The following is a 17,935-nucleotide window of genomic DNA, read 5'->3' as shown; positions in this document are numbered from 1 at the left end:
ATTTTTTCCAAAAAATAATGTGACGAAATTGTGGTAAACAATCTTAAAAAAATTGTGTTTCCAAACCAAAAAAGGGACGCCCTGAAGGCATCCCTTTTATATGATCTAAATGATATAATTACGCTTTTTTATCAGTTTTGATAACGTGTGTAATGGTAATAGTTTTTGCTTTAATTTCTTTTTGAGTTTGCGCTGTATGATTGGTAGTTGTGTTTAAGTGCGGCGCAATAACCAATGATACGATTGACATCAGCTTGATCAGGATGTTCATTGATGGGCCTGATGTATCTTTAAACGGATCGCCTACGGTGTCACCAGTAACTGATGCTTTGTGCGGTTCTGATTTTTTGTAGTACATCTCGCCGTTGATCTCGCAACCTTTTTCGAATGATTTTTTAGCGTTATCCCATGCACCACCTGCGTTACTTTGGAAAATACCCATCAATACACCTGATACGGTTACACCGGCTAATAAACCACCTAACACTTCCGGACCGAAAAGGAAACCTACAACGATTGGCGTGATCAAAGCGATCAGACCCGGCGCTACCATCTCACGGATAGAAGCCTGGGTTGAGATAGCCACGCATTTCTCGTACTCAGGTTTTGCTTTGTATTCCATAATGCCCGGGATCTCGCGGAACTGGCGACGAACCTCTTCTACCATCGCCATAGCAGCACGACCAACAGCCGAGATACACAATGCCGAGAAGATGAACGGAATCATACCACCCACAAATAAACCTGCCAATACGTTGGCTTTATAAATATCAATATGCTCAATGCCCGCAACACCCACAAAGGCCGCGAATAAAGCCAGTGAAGTTAACGCTGCTGACGCGATAGCGAAACCTTTACCTGTAGCCGCAGTAGTGTTACCTACGGCATCCAGGTTATCTGTACGGTGACGTACTTCCGGTGGCAATTGGCTCATTTCGGCGATACCACCTGCATTATCGGCAATCGGCCCAAAAGCGTCTATAGCCAGTTGCATAGCTGTAGTAGCCATCATACCTGCTGCCGCGATAGCCACACCATATAACCCTGCGAAATAGTATGAACCATAAATACCTGCTGCCAATACAAGGATAGGCAACACGGTTGATTCCATACCAATAGCCAAACCACCAATAATATTGGTAGCGTGACCTGTTGACGATTGTTTTATAATGCTTAATACCGGGCGTTTACCCATAGCGGTATAATACTCGGTAATTATTGACATTAAAGTACCAACCACTAAACCTACCACGATAGAACCAAACACACCGTTCTTAGTAAACTCTAACGAACCTGGTTTAAGGGCACCGTTAGCATCAAGGTCGCGGGTTAAGTGCAGGGTTTCGTTTGGCAGCATCCACTGTACTACAAAATAAGTAGCAATAGCTGTGAAAACGATAGATGCCCAGTTACCTATATTAAGCGCGTTTTGCACGCTGTCAGTCTCATTTTTAATACGGACAAAAGCAGCACCTACGATAGAGAATATCAAGCCTAAACCCGCAATTACCATCGGTAATAAAACCGGCGCAATACCGCCGAACACGTCATTAGATACGATCTCACGACCAAGTACCATGGTAGCTAACATGGTAGCAACGTACGATCCGAATAAATCGGCACCCATGCCTGCTACGTCGCCTACGTTATCGCCTACGTTATCGGCAATGGTTGCAGGGTTACGGACATCATCCTCGGGGATACCTGCTTCTACTTTACCTACAAGGTCGGCGCCTACGTCGGCAGCTTTGGTGTATATACCACCACCTACACGGGCAAACAGCGCGATTGACTCGGCACCTAACGAGAAACCGGCCAACACATCAAGCGCCTGTGCCATAGCCTCGCCATTAACGCTTTGGCCTTTGCTGGTAACAAACATGGTATAAAATACAATGAACAACGAACCTAAACCTATAATAGCTAAACCGGCAACGCCAAGGCCCATAACTGTACCACCTGTAAATGATACTTTAAGCGCCTGTGCCAAACTGGTTTTAGCAGCCTGCGTAGTACGTACGTTTGATTTAGTAGCTATACGCATACCCAGGTATCCCGCGAAAGCGGAAAGAAAAGCACCAATCAAAAATGATACGGCAATGATGGGGTGCGAAGTTGCAACCGTAGTACCGCTCCAGCCTAATAAAATAGCGGCTATCACCACAAAGTAAGCCAGTACCTTCCACTCGGCACGTAAAAATGCCATGGCACCGTCGGCCACGTAGCCCGCCAATTCGTTCATCGACGCGTCGCCGGTTTCCTGTTTAGTTACCCAGGCCGACTTCACGATCATAGAGAGGATCCCTATCAAACCCAAAACAGGGATCAAATAAATTAAGTAAGTGTTCAAAAAATCCATATAAATCAGTTAGTTATTATTTTTTAAGTTTATGTTAGGTTAAGTTTATTATCGTAATTGGTTTTGCAAAATAGTAAAACTTAATTTCTTTACAATAGCCTGTCAATTATAAAGTTTTTTAAATAGCTTAGATGCTTAAACAATCACAATTTATGAGCGAAAATTCTCAACCAACAAAATTAAAAGCTTCACTGGGTTTGCTTGACGGTACCATGCTGGTAGCGGGCTCCATGATAGGCTCGGGTATTTTTATTGTTAGTGCCGACATTATACGTAATGTTGGCTCATCAGGTTGGTTGATTGCCGTTTGGTTGATAACCGGTTTCATGACTTTAACCGCTGCCGTAAGCTATGGCGAGCTAAGTGCCATGTTCCCTAAAGCAGGCGGCCAATATGTATATCTTAAAGAATCTTATAACAAACTGATCGCTTTTCTTTATGGCTGGAGCTTTTTTGCCGTTATACAAACGGGTACTATAGCTGCTGTGGGTGTGGCCTTCTCCAAATTCACAGCTTATTTAATACCTGCTGTAAGCGAGGATAATATTTTATTTACTACCATGATAGGCAGCTACCAGTTTAAGCTAAACGCCGCGCAGTTGGTATCTATTATATTGATCATATTTCTTACCTATATCAATACCAAAGGCGTTAAGAGCGGTAAACTGATACAAAACACCTTTACCATAACCAAGCTGGCCAGCTTATTCGGTCTGATCGTATTTGGTTTGATCATGCTGAAAGGCGACGTTTGGACCGCCAACTGGACCAACGCCTGGGATCTGCATAAATTGAATCCTGATAACACTACATCAAACTACGTAATGGGCGCTGCCTTGGGTGCTATCGCGGCTTCAATGGTGGGCTCTATCTTCAGCAGCGACGCCTGGAACAATGTAACCTTTATAGCCGGCGAGATGCGTAACCCACAACGCAATATTGGCCTGAGCTTATTTTTAGGTACACTGATAGTGACTATAATTTATGTAAGCATGAACCTGGTTTACACCGGCGTACTGCCCCTGCACGATATTGCCACTGCCGAGAAGGACCGCGTTGCTGTGTCAGCTTCGCATGTTATATTTGGTAACATTGGTACTTATGTTATTGCTGTGATGATCATGATATCGACCTTTGGTTGCAACAACGGCTTAATACTGGCCGGAGCAAGGGTTTATTATACCATGGCTAAGGATGGCCTATTCTTTAAACGTACCGGTACCCTTAATAAAAATTCGGTACCCGAGTTTGGCTTATGGATACAATGTGCGGTAGCATCGGTACTATGCCTGAGCGGCACGTATGGTAATTTGCTGGACATGATTTCGCTGGTAGTAGTTATATTTTACATGCTTACCATCATCGGCATATACATTTTACGCGCTAAGCACCCTAATGCCGACAGGCCATACAAAGCCTGGGGATACCCGGTATTGCCTGCCATTTACATACTATTAGGCCTGGCGTTTTGTATTTTGTTATTGGTTTACAAACCAGAATACTCAACCGGTGGTTTAGTAGTGGTGCTGATAGGGATACCTATTTATTATATAACGAAGTATTTTTCGAAGAATGAGGAACAGATCGAAAATCCTGTTTAGTTTTTTATTACTGATATCAAGCCCGCTATGGGCACAAACACCGCTGCAGACCAAACTGGCTGCGGCGGCTAATAAATTACAGGCCGATGCCCAATGCAAATACGGCACCGTAAGCCTAACCGTGCTCGACGCTAAAACGGGCGAACAGGTGTATGCTCTTAACCCCAATGTGGGTATGGCACCCGGCTCAACCCTAAAAACCGTTACTACCATTACGGCTTTTAATGTGTTGGGGAAGGATTTTAAATACCAAACTCCTTTCGGTTACACCGGAATCATCACCAACGGCACCCTTAACGGCGACCTGATCCTCCGCGGTACAGGCGACCCTACCCTGGGCAGCTGGCGCTGGGAAAACACTACCCATGCGGCCGTATTACGCACACTGGTATCCGCCATCAAAAAGGCAGGCATCAAAAAGATAAACGGACGTATCATTGGCGATGATACCGCTTACGGCACCCAAAACATACCCGATGGCTGGATCTGGCAGGACCTCGGTACCTATTACGGTGCTGGCGCGACGGCCCTTTGCTGGCACGAAAACCAGTTTGATATTAACTTAAAAACAGGGCCTGTTGGTTCGGCTATTAAGGTGGCGGGTACCGATCCGGCTACGCCGTATCTAACTTATAAAAGCGAACTAACTACCGGCGCGGCAGGCAGCGGCGACAACGCCTACCCCTATTTACCGGCGGGCGTAACCAACCTCATGTACCTGCGCGGCACTTATGCTATTGATCAAACCAAGAAACTGATAACCGCAGCCTATCCCGACCCTGCTTACGATGCCGCCTTCCGCATTTTAGATACGTTGCGCCGACTGGGCATACAGGTAACCGGCACATCCGAGTCAAGCCTTACGCTAGCTGCCAAAGGCCTTACAACACCGGCTATCGGCGCTACGCTGGCAACCCTCACCTCGCCAAGCCTAAGCCAAATAGTATACTGGACCAACCGTAAAAGCCTTAACCTTTACGCCGAAGAACTCCTTAAAGCCATCGCCTTTAAAAGCGGCAAAGAAGCATCAACCACCAACGGTGTAGAGGCCCTGCAAAATTTCTGGAAAACCCGGGGCCTTGACCCTAATGCTATGGACATGGCCGACGGCAGCGGCCTGTCGCCACAAAACCGTATTACTAGCCAAACCATAGCCAACATCATGCAATCGGCTACTAAAGAAGCATGGTATAACGATTTTTATGAAAGCCTGCCCCTTTACAACGATATGCACATGAAAAGCGGCAGCATACACAACGTACAAGCCTACACCGGCTACCAAACCCACCAGGGCCGCCAATTGGTTTTCAGCATTATGGTGAACAACTACAATGGCAGTGGGAAGAACATCAGGGAGAAGATGTTTAGGGTGTTGGATGAAATGAAGTGATTAGAGGTTGGTTGATTGGAGATTAGTTACTTGGATGCTGCAAATTCAATTCCCCTCTTGAGAGGGGGCGCGATGGCCCGAGCAAAGGCAGGGCTGTGTTATCAAGGCGACAAGAGAAACACCCAAACCAAGGGTGCGCCACTTTTAATGTGGCGCAAGTGGCGCACTAAATTTTAATAAAACTTTGATTATCAAATATTTGATCAAAAAAGCGGCGCAATGTGGCGCAGACATATAAGTCAGGATTTTTATAGCTAAAATTCAATTAAGTACCTGATAATCAAAAATAAATATTTTAATAATTTTGAGTTATTTTGGCTCAGGCTTAAAAGTCAGTAAGTTTAGCTGTGAAAATACCGTATATAATTGACAATCAGTTTACTGAAAAAAACATTCACAATTTAGCGCAAATCTTAGCCCGAAAGGCTAAGCGTGATGCCTGACTTGTGCTGATGCAGGGCACAAGTCAGCCCAACACACTGCCGGCGCGCTAAGACTTGCGCCAGAATTGGTGTAACCCAATCAAAATCTTTGTAGTCTAACAACAAAAGTTTGTTATGAAATACATCCGCTTATTTATATTGTTACTGCTTGCGCAAACTGTTAAAGCGCAGGATGTCCCTGTTGATTTGAAGGATTCGTCGGCAGTTATTGGCTGGTTACAAAAAAACAAGATTCCCGCCCTGGGCCTGTCGTATATTGAAAACGGTAAGGTAAAAACCATGAAGGTTTATGGCGATCTGAAACCCGGTGTTGCCGCGCCAATGAACGCCGTGTTCAATGTGGCATCCATCACCAAAACTATTACCACTATGGTTACGCTTAACCTGGTGAACGCCGGTAAATGGAAGTTAGATGCTCCCCTGGCCCAATACTGGACCGACCCCGACCTCAAAGACGATCCGCGAAGCAAAAACCTAACTACCCGCCATATTTTAACGCATCGCAGTGGCTTCCCTAACTGGCGTTCGCAATTGCCGGGCGGCAAGCTTGCTTTCCAGGCCGATCCGGGCAGCAAATACGGATACTCGGGCGAGGGCTTTGAATACCTGCGCCATGCTTTGGAGCGTAAGTTCCACCGCACCCTCGCCCAACTGGCCGACTCGATCATATTTAAACCGTTGGGAATGACCGACAGCCATTTAACCTGGAATGTGGCCGATGAATATCACTTTGCTTACCCCTTCGGCAAAAACGGCGAACAACTGCGACCCATAAAAAACGATGAAGCCAATGCTGCCGACCTGCTAAAAACTACCATACCCGACTATACCAGATTTATTGAATGGATGCTGCGTGGCGGAGGTATTAAACCGAAGCTGTTTAACGAAATGGCGAGCCACCAGGTGCAAACCAAGCCAGGCGTATACATGGGGCTGGGCTGGGCCATATACGACCCGATAGGCGGTAACGAGTACGCCCTATCGCACGGCGGGCATGACCCCGGCGTGCACACGATGAGCTTTATTTTTCCCAGATCAAAACGGGCGCTGATCATCTTTACCAATTCTGAAAATGGCATGCAACTTTACCCGGGGCTTATTGCCGGATATCTGGGCAAGCAAGGACAGGCTATTGTAGATATTGAGACGAAGAAATAGGCTTTATGCTATTTCTTATCGCTCCCGCATACGTCTCGCTGGTGGTTTTTCGTTTAGAATAAGTCAAAGAAAAACTAATCTCTAATCAACAAATCACTAATCAACTAACCTACTTCTTCCCCTGCGTATCAAACTTTACCACAAAATAAGTACATGGTGTAGTGCCCACATTACGGATACTGTGGGGAATATTGGAGGCCTGGAAAATGATGGAACCCTGGCCGGCGCGTTTAAACTGACCGTTTACCAGGCATTCTACATTACCTTCTTTAATGATGAGTATTTCCTCGTCTTGATGCTGGTGTGCGGCATGGGCCATTTCGCCGGGTTTTAGGGTAGTTATGTGGCATTCCAGGTTAGGCAGGGTTTTGGTTTCCGCGTCAAATACCGGTCGTACTTCGCCCACGGCGGTTTTGTTCACCTTCATATCGTTCCAGTCAAATACGCTTGAGCTCATGATAGGTTTTTGCGAATATGCGGCTATCATCGCCATAGGGATGCACATAATGGCAGCGGTTAAGGCCACAAAGGTAATTTCTCGTTTGGTCATTTTGGTAAGGGTTATTTGGTATTTAAAGATAGGTTTTTTTGGTAAGTATTGAGTAGCTAGTATCAAGTATCAAGTCGTTCAAACGCCCGCCACAACGTCATTGCGAACGCAGTGTAGCTATCCCCTTGAGAAAGGTAAACGCCAGATCGTCATATCGGGGATAACGACGTTCGTTCATCGTTATGACGTTCCGGGAAGGTTTGACGAAAAAAACAAAGGCCTCCCTCACGGGAAGCCTTTTTAAATTTTATAGTTCAATAATACCTATATGGTATAAGTTGTCCATTTTTCGTTGCTGGCGTTAGATGCTACTACGTTATCAATAAACGCCATGCCGCGTATACCTTCTTCTATCGAAGGGTAATCCAACCATTCCGGTTCAGGCTGTCTGCCTTCAATTTTTGCGCCAAGGGCCAGCACAAAGTTTTTATACAGGTTGGCAAATGCTTCCAGGTATCCTTCGGGGTGCCCACCCGGTGTGCGGCAGTTTGACGTGGCGCTTTTTGATAGCCTGTCGGTATAACCACCGCCTGCACGCAGGGTTTCGGCCGGTTTATCCAACCAACGCAGCGTTAAAGTATTAGGTTCCATTTGCGACCATTCTAAACCACCGTTTTCGCCGTATACCCGTATTTTAAGCGAGTTTTCTTCGCCGGCGGCTACCTGGCTGGCTATCAGGTTACCGGTAACATTTTGTTCAAACTGAAGCAAAACAGCACCATCATCATCAAGCATACGGCCATCAACCACCGTGGTAAGGGCGGCGTTTAGCGCGGTAATTTTTAAGCCCGATACGTACTCGGCCAAATGCGCTGCGTGGGTGCCTATATCGCCCATGCAACCGGCTTTGCCTGATTTTGATGGATCTGTACGCCATGATGCCTGCGCGTTACCTTCCCGCTCAGACAGACGGCTTAACCAGCCCTGTAAATACTCTACATATATCTTGCGTACTTTACCAAGCCTGCCGGCTTTGATGATCTCGCGGGCCTCTTTAACCAGCGGGTAACCTGCGTAGGTATGCGTAAGCAATAGCATCAGGCCGGTTTCGGCCAGTTTTTGCTTTAATTGTTTTGCCTCGTCAAGTGTAAAGGTGATGGGTTTTTCTATAACCACGTTAAAGCCGCAATCAAGGGCTTTCATAGCTGGCGCGAAGTGTGCAAAGTTTGGTGTAACGATGGTTACAAAATCAATACGCTCGTGTGCCGGGCGCTTTGCCTCGCTGTCAAGCATATCAATATACGATGTATAAATACGGTCGTCTGGCAGGAATAATGATTTCCCGCTGTCCTGGGCTACTTCAGGGTTTATGCTTAAAGCGCCGCAAACCAATTCAACTTGTCCGTCCATGTTTATGGCAAGCCGGTGTATAGCGCCGATGAAAGCGTCTTTACCCCCACCGATCATTCCCATACGAAGTTTTCTTTTGTTCATGTATTTATTTTTTTTTAATAAAAGTGCAAAATAAGATTTAGGCCGTCAAATTTTGACGGAAAGTATTGTGAAGAATATATCCAGTTAATAGTTTATCGCTATAATAACACACCCCTTCCACTTCACAGCCTTACGCGTCCCCTCTCAAGAGGGGAACTTTGTTGCCTCGCGGAGTTGCTTTAACACCGCGTTTAAGTGCAAAACAAAAGCCCCGATAAAACGAGGCTCTTGAATAATTTAAAGCCCCTCTCCTTTGGAGAGGGGTTGGGGAGAGGTCTATTCGTTTATCGCTTTCACACCCGGTAATACTTTACCTTCCATGTATTCCAGCAATGCGCCGCCACCTGTTGATACGTAGCTAACATCTTTTGTTAAACCGAATTTTGATACAGCTGCCGCAGAATCGCCACCACCAATTAGTGAGAACGCGCCGTTACGGGTTGCTTCTACTACGGCTTCGGCAATAGCTTTAGTGCCATGCAGGAACTTCTCCATTTCGAAAACACCCATCGGGCCATTCCAAAGGATAGTTTTTGATTCGGCTACGGTTTTGCTGAACAACGCAACAGTTTCAGGGCCGATGTCCAGACCCATCCAGTTATCAGGTATTTCGCCTGTTTTAGCTACGCCGGTATTGGCATTAGGGTTAAAATCGTCGGCTGTAATGTTATCTAAAGGCAATAACAGGTTAACGCCCTTGTCTTTTGCTTTTTGAACCAGATCAAGCGCCAATTGCAGTTTGTCCAGTTCAACCAGTGATGTACCAATGTTACCGCCGTTTGCTTTAGCGAAGGTATAAGCCATACCACCACCGATGATCAGGTTATCAACTTTATCCAGCAGTTTCTCGATCAGTTCGATCTTGTCAGACACTTTTGAACCACCCATAATAGCGGTGAAAGGTTTTTCGGCACCGTTCAATATTTTCTCGGCGTTAGCCAGTTCGGCAGCCATTACGTAGCCAAAGTATTTAGCATCAGGGAAAAACTCGGCAACTATAGCGGTTGAAGCGTGTGCACGGTGCGCGGTACCGAAAGCGTCGTTTACATAAACATCGCCAAGGGCAGCCAGTTTGCCTGCAAATTCTTTATCACCTTTTTCCTCTTCTTTATAAAAACGCAGGTTCTCTAACAATAACACTTCGCCTTTTTCAAGCTCTTTAGCTTTTTGGGTAGCTTCTTCGCCAATACAGTCATTAGCAAACTCTACCTGCTGACCTAACAGATCAGACAAATGCGGGATAACGTGTTTTAAAGAATCTTTCTCATTCGGACCATTTTTAGGGCGGCCCAGGTGCGACATCAGTATTACCATGCCACCATCATTCAGTATTTTCTTGATAGTTGGAACAGCCGCGGTTAGGCGGTTATCATCAGTAATATTGTTATTCTCGTCCAGCGGAACGTTAAAATCAACGCGAATTAGCGCCTTTTTACCCAAAAAATTGATTTGATCGATTGTTTTCATACTCATTGTTAGTAGTGTGAATTATTGAGGCGCCAAAATGGGTATTTTATTCCGAAAAACGGCCGATAAATGTTAAAAAGGTTTAAAATTTAGCGAAAACGTTACTGTATCTTAACATACATAACATAATGCGGGCCTATGCCGGGCACCTCAAATTCGGGCGATATGACTTCAAAACCCAGGCCCTTGTAAAACTTAACAGCCACCTTGCGGGCGTTGCACCACAGGTAAGCGGCCTTTTGGCCTTGCAGGTATACGATAGCGAAGTTTACCAGTTGGTTGCCTATGCCTTGTCCGCGATAGCCATCGGCAGTAGCCATGCCGCGCAGCTGATAGCCGGTGCCTTGAAATTCGCCATATTTTTCGGGGTGAAACGATGCTACACAAACCAGTTTACCTTTTATAAAGTATCCGAGATGAAAGTTGCCTTCCACATTATCTGTGGGGAAACGGCATTGGTCGTTAGTTAATTTGCCTTCGCGCAATACGGTATTGCGCAAGGGTAACAGTTCGTCAACAGTGATGAATTTTATCATTTATTGTTTAGGTATATTTTATCAACCACATCGGCCAAACGGCTTGAGTAGCCCATTTCATTGTCATACCAACCCACAACTTTTACCAGCCCTCCTACTATGCTGGTTAGCTGGGCGTCAAAGATGCAGCTGTGCGGATTATCCAGTATGTCTGAAGATACTATCGGATCTTCGGTATACTCTAAAATGCCTTTCAATTGGTTTTCAGCAGCTTTTTTAAAAGCCGCATTAATAACGCTAACTGTGGGTTGTTGTTTGAGGATGCAGGTAAAATCTGTCAACGAACCATTTAACACCGGCACGCGGATACCTGCCCCACCCAGTTTACCTTCCAGGTGTGGAAATATACTGGTGATGGCCTTGGCAGCACCCGTTGTGGTTGGGATGATGGATGCTGATGCGGCACGTGCACGGCGAAGATCTTTATGCGGGGTATCGTGCAAGCTTTGGTCGCCGGTCATGGAGTGTACGGTGGTAATGTAGCCGTCTATAATACCCCAGTTATCATCCAGTATCTTTACCATAGCGGCCACGTTGTTGGTGGTACATGATGCGTTGGATAGGATGGGCGAACTTAAGTCAACACTATCGTCATTAACTCCCAAAACCACCGTAGGTACGTCTTTATCTGTTGATGGCGCGGATATGATCACTTGCTTTGCGCCCGCTGTAAGATGTTTTTCGGCTCCTGTACGCGAGGTAAATTTACCTGTTGACTCAATAATAAGGTCGATGCTCAGCTCTTTCCAGGGAAGTGATCCGGGGTCTTTTTCGGCCAGTACTTTTATTTGTTTTTTGTTGATATAGAGGTTATCTGCATCAAATGTAACACCGCCTTTAAAACCGCGGTGCACCGAATCATACTTAAATAAATGGGCAAGGGTTTGAGTATCCGTCAGGTCATTTATAGCCACTACCTCAATGCCGGGTTTTGCTAAAATGTTACGAAGAAATATGCGGCCTATGCGTCCGAAACCGTTAATGGCTATTCTCATTGTTTTCGGGTTGATGTGGATGCAAAGCTAACCAAAATACTAAAGCACCAATAAATTACGTCAAAAACAGACATTAAGATTAAGAAATGGTGAGGTACTAAGGCGGGGGGCTAAACGATCAAATTACGAAGCGCGTAGCACTCTCGTTCTTTTGAACGGATGAAAAAGGTTACCATCCAATTACACAACATCGATAGTGCAAATATGATAAAGATAAGGGCAAAGTTACCCAGGTTTCTGAATAGCAAAGCTAACCCTATTGAAATAATATTTATACCCAACAATATAAAAGTAGTTTGCAGATGATTAAAACCCAACCTTAGCATGCGGTGGTGAATGTGGTTTCTATCGGCCGTAAAAGGCGATATGCCGTTAATGATACGTAAAAAGAATACGCGTACAGTATCAAATATGGGCCCTATTAATATAGCTACAGTAATGGCTGGCGCCGAGTAGATCTGCGGATCGCCGGCTGAAGTAAACTTATTCAGTTCGATTAATTTAATGGCCATCACAACAGATATTAAACCAATAAACAACGAACCAGTATCGCCCATAAAAATTTTTGCCGGGGTAATGTTGTACCTCAGAAAGCCCCCTATAGCACCTACCATTATCAATGAAATAGCGGCCAGTTCGTACTGGTTAATATAAGCAAACAGTATGGCAAAAACCGTATTTACCAACATACCCGTGGTAGCTGCCAGGCCGTCAATACCGTCAATTAAGTTAAAGGCGTTTATCACCATAATAATTACAAGTACCGATAGCATACAGCTTATAACAAAAGGCAGTTCATATAAACCAAAAATTCCGTACATACTGGTTAGCCTGATATTACCCGGTAGTACCAGTATCAAGGCCACTATGGATTGAATAAAGAATTTGGTACTTGAGTTTACGCCCGAAAGATCATCTTTTAAACCCATTATAAACAATATCATACTGGCGGTAAGCAAGTAGCCAACAGGGAATGCCCTGTCTATCATGCTAAATATCAATGCCGTTATGGTAAAGCTTACAAAAATAGCTACGCCGCCTAAACGGGGTATGCCATGGTCATGCTGTTTGCGGAAATGGCCTATATCGTCATATAAATGACGGGCACGTGCAACATGCAGGATTGATGGAATAGCCGCCCACGATAAAAGCGCCGCAAATGCAACAATGCCCAGGTGGTAGGCAATATTGTTACTGTGCAGCAGCTCCATCATATAATTAACAGTAAGCGGTACTAACATAATTATTAAGCAAATCTATCAAGTGGTTAAAAGTAACTGGTCTATAGTTACCAACATCTCAACATTTTATTAATTTTCTATTTAATATACTGACCGACCTTTCTAACCGGTTTAAAAATTACACACAATAGGGGAAAAAAAACCCCATTATTCCCCATTGCCTTATAGTCAAACCGCCAGGCATTTAGGCGGTTAAGGTACGACTTATTACTCACTCCTCCCGTGTTCATTTTAACCATTGTTTTATTTAAGTAACATGCAGTTAATTTATTTGCATGTAAAAACCTTAGCATTAACTCATAATCGGCAGCTGTGCCGTATTTTAAGTTGTATGAACCCAGTTTGTCAAATAACACTCTTTTACAGTAAAAAGTAGGGTGTGGGGGCATCCATCCCCAGTTAAACATGCCGTGGCTGTATGCTCCCGACCTCCATTTACGTACAGTATCTAAATTTGGTTTTATATATACCAAATCTCCATACAGTACGTCGGCATTGCTGTCGGTAAAAGCCTGTGCCACACTACTAAGTATATCATCGGCCGCAAAAACATCATCGGCATTAAGTATACCTACCACATCACCAGTTGCAAATTTGATGCCTTTGTTCATTGCGTCATATATACCATCGTCGGGCTCGGACGCGAAAACATGTACATACTGTTGGTAACCTTGAATAATTGGTACAGTATTATCTGTAGAGTTGCCGTCTATAATAATATATTCAACGTTTTGATAAGTTTGGGCTATAACCGACTCAATACAACGTTTAATTGTATTTTGGGCATTATAGGTAACTGTAATTAATGATATTTTTAAAGCCTGCACTCTGAAAAAAATAAGCGTAGTGTAACTACAATTGCGTAATTTTGGGGTTAATGCACATTATATTGTAAAATAAACAAGCAGAACTATACTGTGAATATGCGCCACCTTATTTTTTTTTATTTGCTTTTAGGGCTGCTTTTTGCCTCGTGCTCCTATAAACAAGACCAGATACTTTTTGAGCAAAAAAGGATTGCTGCCGACACGCTACCGCAAAAAAACTACGCAAATATAGCTAATTATCGCATCCAGCCGCAGGATATACTACAAATCAGGAACATACAGAACGACAAGACCCTGATTGATCTTACAGCCGCGGCAGGCAGCAGCATGACGGCATCATTTGCAACACAGCCTACCAATTACACGGTAGAAGATGACGGCACTATTGCTTTGACAGGCATAGGCAGGTTACGTGTTGCGGGCTTAACGCGGGGCGAAGTTACCACATACCTGGAAAAACTATACAGCAAAGACTATTTAAAGAACCCAATATTTGAAGTTAAAATAGTTAACCTAAAGGTTACATTCTTAGGCGAGGTAAGGTCGCCGGGGAATTACGTATTGGTTAAAGACAAAACCACGCTGGTGCAATTGCTTGGTGAAGCGGGCGGCTTTACAGACAGGGCAAATGAGAAGAATGTTAAAATTATACGTGGCGACAAAACTAACCCTACGGTTATTGAGATAGATATGAGTGATATCAGATCGCTGGCCGACCCCAGAACCATTATTCAGAGTGACGATATTGTATACGTATCGCAAAATAAAAGAGCTATACGATCTGAAAAGGTTACTACCTTTTCGACAATTATACAGCCTGCACTTATAGTGTTTAATACTGCACTTATTATATTTACGCTTGCCCGCCGATAATGGAAGAAATAAATAGAACAGAGCAGAAGTTACCTAACCAGGAAATAGACTATTTTAAGATACTTAAAATACTTACAAGCCGCTGGTATTGGATAGCGGGCTCAGTTTTAGTTTGTATGATAGCCGCACATTTGTATTTATGGTACACGCCTAAAATATATGCTACCGGCGCTACCATGAAGTTTGATGAAAAGCGATCGGAAATATCTGAACTGGCAAGTGTTATCACCAGTTCTGAGAAAGGTCCATCACGTATACAGGGCGAACTTTTTGTGATACAGAGTAAAAACCTGGTGTTACGCGCTATAAAAAACCTGGATTACCGCGTTAGCTTTTATGTGGAAGGGCGTGTTAGAACAAGCGAGATCTATCCGCACAAGCCGCTTACCATAAACATTATAAAGTTTGACAGTCTTAGCTACTATTCAGACCTGATAACATTTAAGCCTGTAGATAAAAACTCATTTAACCTAAGCTACAAGGCAGGCGATAAAACGCTAAAAAAAGATTATCAGTACAATACAGCCGTTAATATTGGCAACACAGCGTTCACCATAAGTTATCCGGGCGAGATCAGCGCAAACGCGGTTTTCCTTTTTCGCTTTAATACGCCCGAAACTTTCCTGGGCAGAGCCTTAGGCGGTTTGCGTACCAGCGAGGTGGCCAAAAACTCAAACATTATTAATTTATCGGTAACAGATTCGAATCCCGAATTCGCGGCTGATATTTTAAACTCAATAATGAAGGAGTACCTGGTTTATGATCGTGAGCACAGAACCGAATCGGCTACGCAAATGATTAATTTTATTGATAAGCAACTGGATACTTTAACCGGCAAAGTACGCGGATCTGAAAATTCAATCGCCAGTTTTAAACAAAGCTCTAAAATGATAGACCTGGGGTCGCTTTCACAAGCGGCTCTTACTAAAGCCACCGAGATCGAATCATCGCGTTCCCTTCTTAAAATTCAGCTGGAGGCTACAGATCTGTTGAAACAACAGATAGACCGCGAAAAAAACAACGTTAACGTTAATTTTAATTACGAAGGCGCCGTTGATCCTATGCTTGCCAGCCTTGTTACAAGTTTAAATAACTTAATAAACGAACGTAGTGCATTACTAGGCATTTATAATGCTAATTCGCCCCAGATTGCCGAAATTAACCGTCGGATATTACAGGTAAAAAATGAAGCTTATGATAATATAAGCGCTACCCGGAATCGTGTACAAAAAAGCCTCAATGACTTAAGTAAGCAACTCGTACAGGCCGATCAAAAAATTGCAAGCCTGCCGGTTGCCGAGCGCAGTTTAGCTGGCTTGAACCGTGATTTCGAGGTAAACGAAAAAGTATATTCTTTCCTGTCCGAGAAAAAACTAGAGGCACAAATAAGCAGGTCGGCAATTTTAACGGGGGCTAGTATAATCGAACCCGCACACCCCAATTTTGGGCCGGTATCGCCTAATGAGGCTGATATTAAAAGAAAAGCCCTATTGCTGGGTATTGCGCTTGGCCTGGCGGCTATTGTGTTGATCAGGATACTAAATCCGTTTATCTATGATAAGGAAACAATTGAGAGCCTTACCACCATACCAATCATTGGCGTAATACGCAAATTCCCTTATAAAATTGACGAAAACAGCACGCAGATACTGGCTTTAAGTAAACCCCGGTCCATCTTTGCCGAATCGGTACGATCTGTACGTACCAACTTAAATTTCCTTGCTTCTGAAAAACATAGCAAAGTTATCTGCATCACATCAGAAGTTGCCGGCGAGGGTAAATCATTTGTGGCGGTAAACCTGTCAAGTACCATCTCGCTAATTGATAAAAAGGTGGTTATTATAGCGGCCGACCTTCGTCGTTCAAAACTGCATAAAACTTTTCAGTTACCTAACGATATAGGCCTTAGTAATTACCTGGCTCATCAAAACTCAATTGACGACATTATTATTCATACCGATCAGGATAATCTTGATTTTATTCCATCAGGCCCCGTACCACCTAACCCTTCAGAATTACTACACTCGGAACGTATGGTAAATTTGCTTAACGAATTAAAGGGCAGGTATGATATTGTCATGGTCGATACGGCGCCTGTTGGCTTAGTTTCAGACGCTATACCGCTGATCAGGATAAGCGATATTAACGTATTTGTTATACGATCAGGCAAGTCAAAATATTACTCGGCAACAATACCTCAACGTATAGCGCAGGAATATCATTTAGATAACAGTGTGATTATACTGAATGCATTTGAGGAAGATATCTTGCACTCGCGTTATTACACCACCAAGTTTACCGGTGGAAATTACAATACCAAATATTACTATTATTCTGATTACTCGGGTTATGAAAGCTCGGGTTATTATGTAGATCAGGATGAAAAAAAATGGTGGGATATAACACGTTGGTTCAAATAATATTATAAGCTGAAATGTCATTATTATTGAATACCGACACTAAGAAGTGGTATCCGGTTTATACACAGCCCCGGGCCGAAAAAAAAGCATACGAGGCTTTGATAAATAAGGGCCTTGACGCTTACCTGCCATTAAACCGCCAACTTAAACAGTGGAGCGACCGTAAAAAATGGGTGGAAGAACCATTTATCAAATCATACTTATTTGTAAATATTAACGAGCAGCAGCAAACCGAGGTGTTGATGACCAGGGGTATATCCCGTTTTCTCTATTTCTCGAACCAGATAACGTCAATGCCCGACAGGCAAATAGCCGATTTGAAGTTATTAATGGCCAGCCCTTATGAATTACAAATAACCGAAGAAAACTTACAAGCCGGCGAAAAGGTTATCATTAAGGCAGGAACCTTAAAAGGCATGATCGGCGAAATGATATCATACAGGTCGCAAAAACAATTGGTTTTAAGGCTTGATAATTTAGGCTGCTCTATTATTGTAAACGTTGCAGCAGCATTAATAGAAAGATTTTAACGATATATTTATCAATGGCGCTTTAGCGCCGACACCACATAGCATCAGTAAATAAAACAACTGATAATTAATAAGTTACAATTAAAAATGTGACTTACGGGGCGAAGCTAT

14 protein-coding genes are annotated in these 17,935 nt (G+C 43.8%); 6 read left to right on the top strand and 8 right to left on the bottom strand.

What is annotated here, in order from left to right:
* Positions 1-118 precede the first annotated feature (118 nt).
* Positions 119-2,359, bottom strand: a complete 2,241-nt coding sequence (locus AC59JT_RS03465; RefSeq protein ID WP_497396164.1) for a sodium-translocating pyrophosphatase — start codon at positions 2,357-2,359, stop codon at positions 119-121.
* Between the two features lie 152 nt (positions 2,360-2,511).
* On the opposite strand from AC59JT_RS03465, the gene AC59JT_RS03460 reads away from it, so the two are divergent.
* The 3 genes from AC59JT_RS03460 (at position 2,512) to AC59JT_RS03450 (ending at position 6,951) form a co-directional block, all read left to right on the top strand.
* The gene (locus tag AC59JT_RS03460; RefSeq protein ID WP_497396162.1) at positions 2,512-3,960 is read left to right on the top strand and encodes an APC family permease; all 1,449 of its coding nucleotides are present in this window, start codon (positions 2,512-2,514) and stop codon (positions 3,958-3,960) included.
* Complete coding sequence (gene dacB / locus AC59JT_RS03455; RefSeq protein ID WP_497396160.1) at positions 3,932-5,350, top strand: D-alanyl-D-alanine carboxypeptidase/D-alanyl-D-alanine endopeptidase; 1,419 nt, start codon at positions 3,932-3,934, stop codon at positions 5,348-5,350. The genes AC59JT_RS03460 and dacB overlap by 29 nt, the downstream gene beginning before the upstream one ends.
* A gap of 557 nt (positions 5,351-5,907) precedes the next feature.
* Complete coding sequence (locus tag AC59JT_RS03450) at positions 5,908-6,951, top strand: serine hydrolase domain-containing protein (RefSeq protein ID WP_497396158.1); 1,044 nt, start codon at positions 5,908-5,910, stop codon at positions 6,949-6,951.
* 109 nt (positions 6,952-7,060) lie between these two features.
* On the opposite strand, the gene AC59JT_RS03445 is transcribed toward AC59JT_RS03450, so the two are convergent.
* From AC59JT_RS03445 to AC59JT_RS03415, 7 genes are all read right to left on the bottom strand, one after another.
* Positions 7,061-7,501, bottom strand: a complete 441-nt coding sequence (locus AC59JT_RS03445) for a cupin domain-containing protein (RefSeq protein WP_497396156.1) — start codon at positions 7,499-7,501, stop codon at positions 7,061-7,063.
* Between the two features lie 264 nt (positions 7,502-7,765).
* On the bottom strand, positions 7,766-8,935 hold the full coding sequence (locus AC59JT_RS03440; RefSeq protein WP_497396154.1) for a Gfo/Idh/MocA family protein: 1,170 nt from the start codon (positions 8,933-8,935) through the stop codon (positions 7,766-7,768).
* A 276-nt stretch (positions 8,936-9,211) separates the two neighbouring features.
* The gene (locus AC59JT_RS03435; protein ID WP_497396152.1) at positions 9,212-10,402 is read right to left on the bottom strand and encodes a phosphoglycerate kinase; all 1,191 of its coding nucleotides are present in this window, start codon (positions 10,400-10,402) and stop codon (positions 9,212-9,214) included.
* Between the two features lie 101 nt (positions 10,403-10,503).
* On the bottom strand, positions 10,504-10,938 hold the full coding sequence (locus tag AC59JT_RS03430) for a GNAT family N-acetyltransferase (protein ID WP_497396150.1): 435 nt from the start codon (positions 10,936-10,938) through the stop codon (positions 10,504-10,506).
* Complete coding sequence (gene gap / locus AC59JT_RS03425) at positions 10,935-11,933, bottom strand: type I glyceraldehyde-3-phosphate dehydrogenase (RefSeq protein ID WP_497396148.1); 999 nt, start codon at positions 11,931-11,933, stop codon at positions 10,935-10,937. Before gap ends, AC59JT_RS03430 begins: the two co-directional genes overlap by 4 nt.
* A 110-nt stretch (positions 11,934-12,043) precedes the next feature.
* The gene (locus AC59JT_RS03420) at positions 12,044-13,174 is read right to left on the bottom strand and encodes an MraY family glycosyltransferase (protein ID WP_497396146.1); all 1,131 of its coding nucleotides are present in this window, start codon (positions 13,172-13,174) and stop codon (positions 12,044-12,046) included.
* 77 nt (positions 13,175-13,251) lie between these two features.
* Positions 13,252-14,001, bottom strand: coding sequence for a glycosyltransferase family 2 protein (locus tag AC59JT_RS03415; protein ID WP_497396144.1), 750 nt, complete (start codon positions 13,999-14,001; stop codon positions 13,252-13,254).
* 96 nt (positions 14,002-14,097) lie between these two features.
* On the opposite strand from AC59JT_RS03415, the gene AC59JT_RS03410 reads away from it, so the two are divergent.
* Genes AC59JT_RS03410 through AC59JT_RS03400 form a run of 3 tightly spaced genes read left to right on the top strand, consistent with a single transcriptional unit; the run spans position 14,098 to position 17,824 of the window.
* Entirely contained in the window at positions 14,098-14,874 is a 777-nt protein-coding gene (locus AC59JT_RS03410) for a polysaccharide biosynthesis/export family protein (RefSeq protein WP_497396142.1), read from the top strand.
* Positions 14,874-17,294 (top strand): GumC family protein, encoded by a 2,421-nt coding sequence (locus AC59JT_RS03405; RefSeq protein ID WP_497396140.1) that lies wholly within the window; start codon positions 14,874-14,876, stop codon positions 17,292-17,294. Before AC59JT_RS03410 ends, AC59JT_RS03405 begins: the two co-directional genes overlap by 1 nt.
* Positions 17,295-17,308: 14 nt before the next feature.
* On the top strand, positions 17,309-17,824 hold the full coding sequence (locus tag AC59JT_RS03400) for a UpxY family transcription antiterminator (RefSeq protein WP_497396139.1): 516 nt from the start codon (positions 17,309-17,311) through the stop codon (positions 17,822-17,824).
* Positions 17,825-17,935 lie beyond the last annotated feature (111 nt).

This window comes from Mucilaginibacter sp. A3364 (assembly GCF_059690715.1).
This window is presented reverse-complemented; position numbering and strand designations above follow the sequence as displayed.

What these genes read in the sequence shown, in the direction of transcription:
- AC59JT_RS03465 (WP_497396164.1), bottom strand. Translation starts at nt 2,359, where the DNA reads ATGGATTTTTTGAACACTTACTTAATTTATTTGATCCCTGTTTTGGGT.
- AC59JT_RS03405 (WP_497396140.1), top strand. Translation starts at nt 14,874, where the DNA reads ATGGAAGAAATAAATAGAACAGAGCAGAAGTTACCTAACCAGGAAATA.
- dacB (WP_497396160.1), top strand. Translation starts at nt 3,932, where the DNA reads ATGAGGAACAGATCGAAAATCCTGTTTAGTTTTTTATTACTGATATCA.
- gap (WP_497396148.1), bottom strand. Translation starts at nt 11,933, where the DNA reads ATGAGAATAGCCATTAACGGTTTCGGACGCATAGGCCGCATATTTCTT.
- AC59JT_RS03435 (WP_497396152.1), bottom strand. Translation starts at nt 10,402, where the DNA reads ATGAAAACAATCGATCAAATCAATTTTTTGGGTAAAAAGGCGCTAATT.
- AC59JT_RS03410 (WP_497396142.1), top strand. Translation starts at nt 14,098, where the DNA reads ATGCGCCACCTTATTTTTTTTTATTTGCTTTTAGGGCTGCTTTTTGCC.
- AC59JT_RS03430 (WP_497396150.1), bottom strand. Translation starts at nt 10,938, where the DNA reads ATGATAAAATTCATCACTGTTGACGAACTGTTACCCTTGCGCAATACC.
- AC59JT_RS03460 (WP_497396162.1), top strand. Translation starts at nt 2,512, where the DNA reads ATGAGCGAAAATTCTCAACCAACAAAATTAAAAGCTTCACTGGGTTTG.
- AC59JT_RS03400 (WP_497396139.1), top strand. Translation starts at nt 17,309, where the DNA reads ATGTCATTATTATTGAATACCGACACTAAGAAGTGGTATCCGGTTTAT.
- AC59JT_RS03420 (WP_497396146.1), bottom strand. Translation starts at nt 13,174, where the DNA reads ATGTTAGTACCGCTTACTGTTAATTATATGATGGAGCTGCTGCACAGT.
- AC59JT_RS03450 (WP_497396158.1), top strand. Translation starts at nt 5,908, where the DNA reads ATGAAATACATCCGCTTATTTATATTGTTACTGCTTGCGCAAACTGTT.
- AC59JT_RS03445 (WP_497396156.1), bottom strand. Translation starts at nt 7,501, where the DNA reads ATGACCAAACGAGAAATTACCTTTGTGGCCTTAACCGCTGCCATTATG.
- AC59JT_RS03440 (WP_497396154.1), bottom strand. Translation starts at nt 8,935, where the DNA reads ATGAACAAAAGAAAACTTCGTATGGGAATGATCGGTGGGGGTAAAGAC.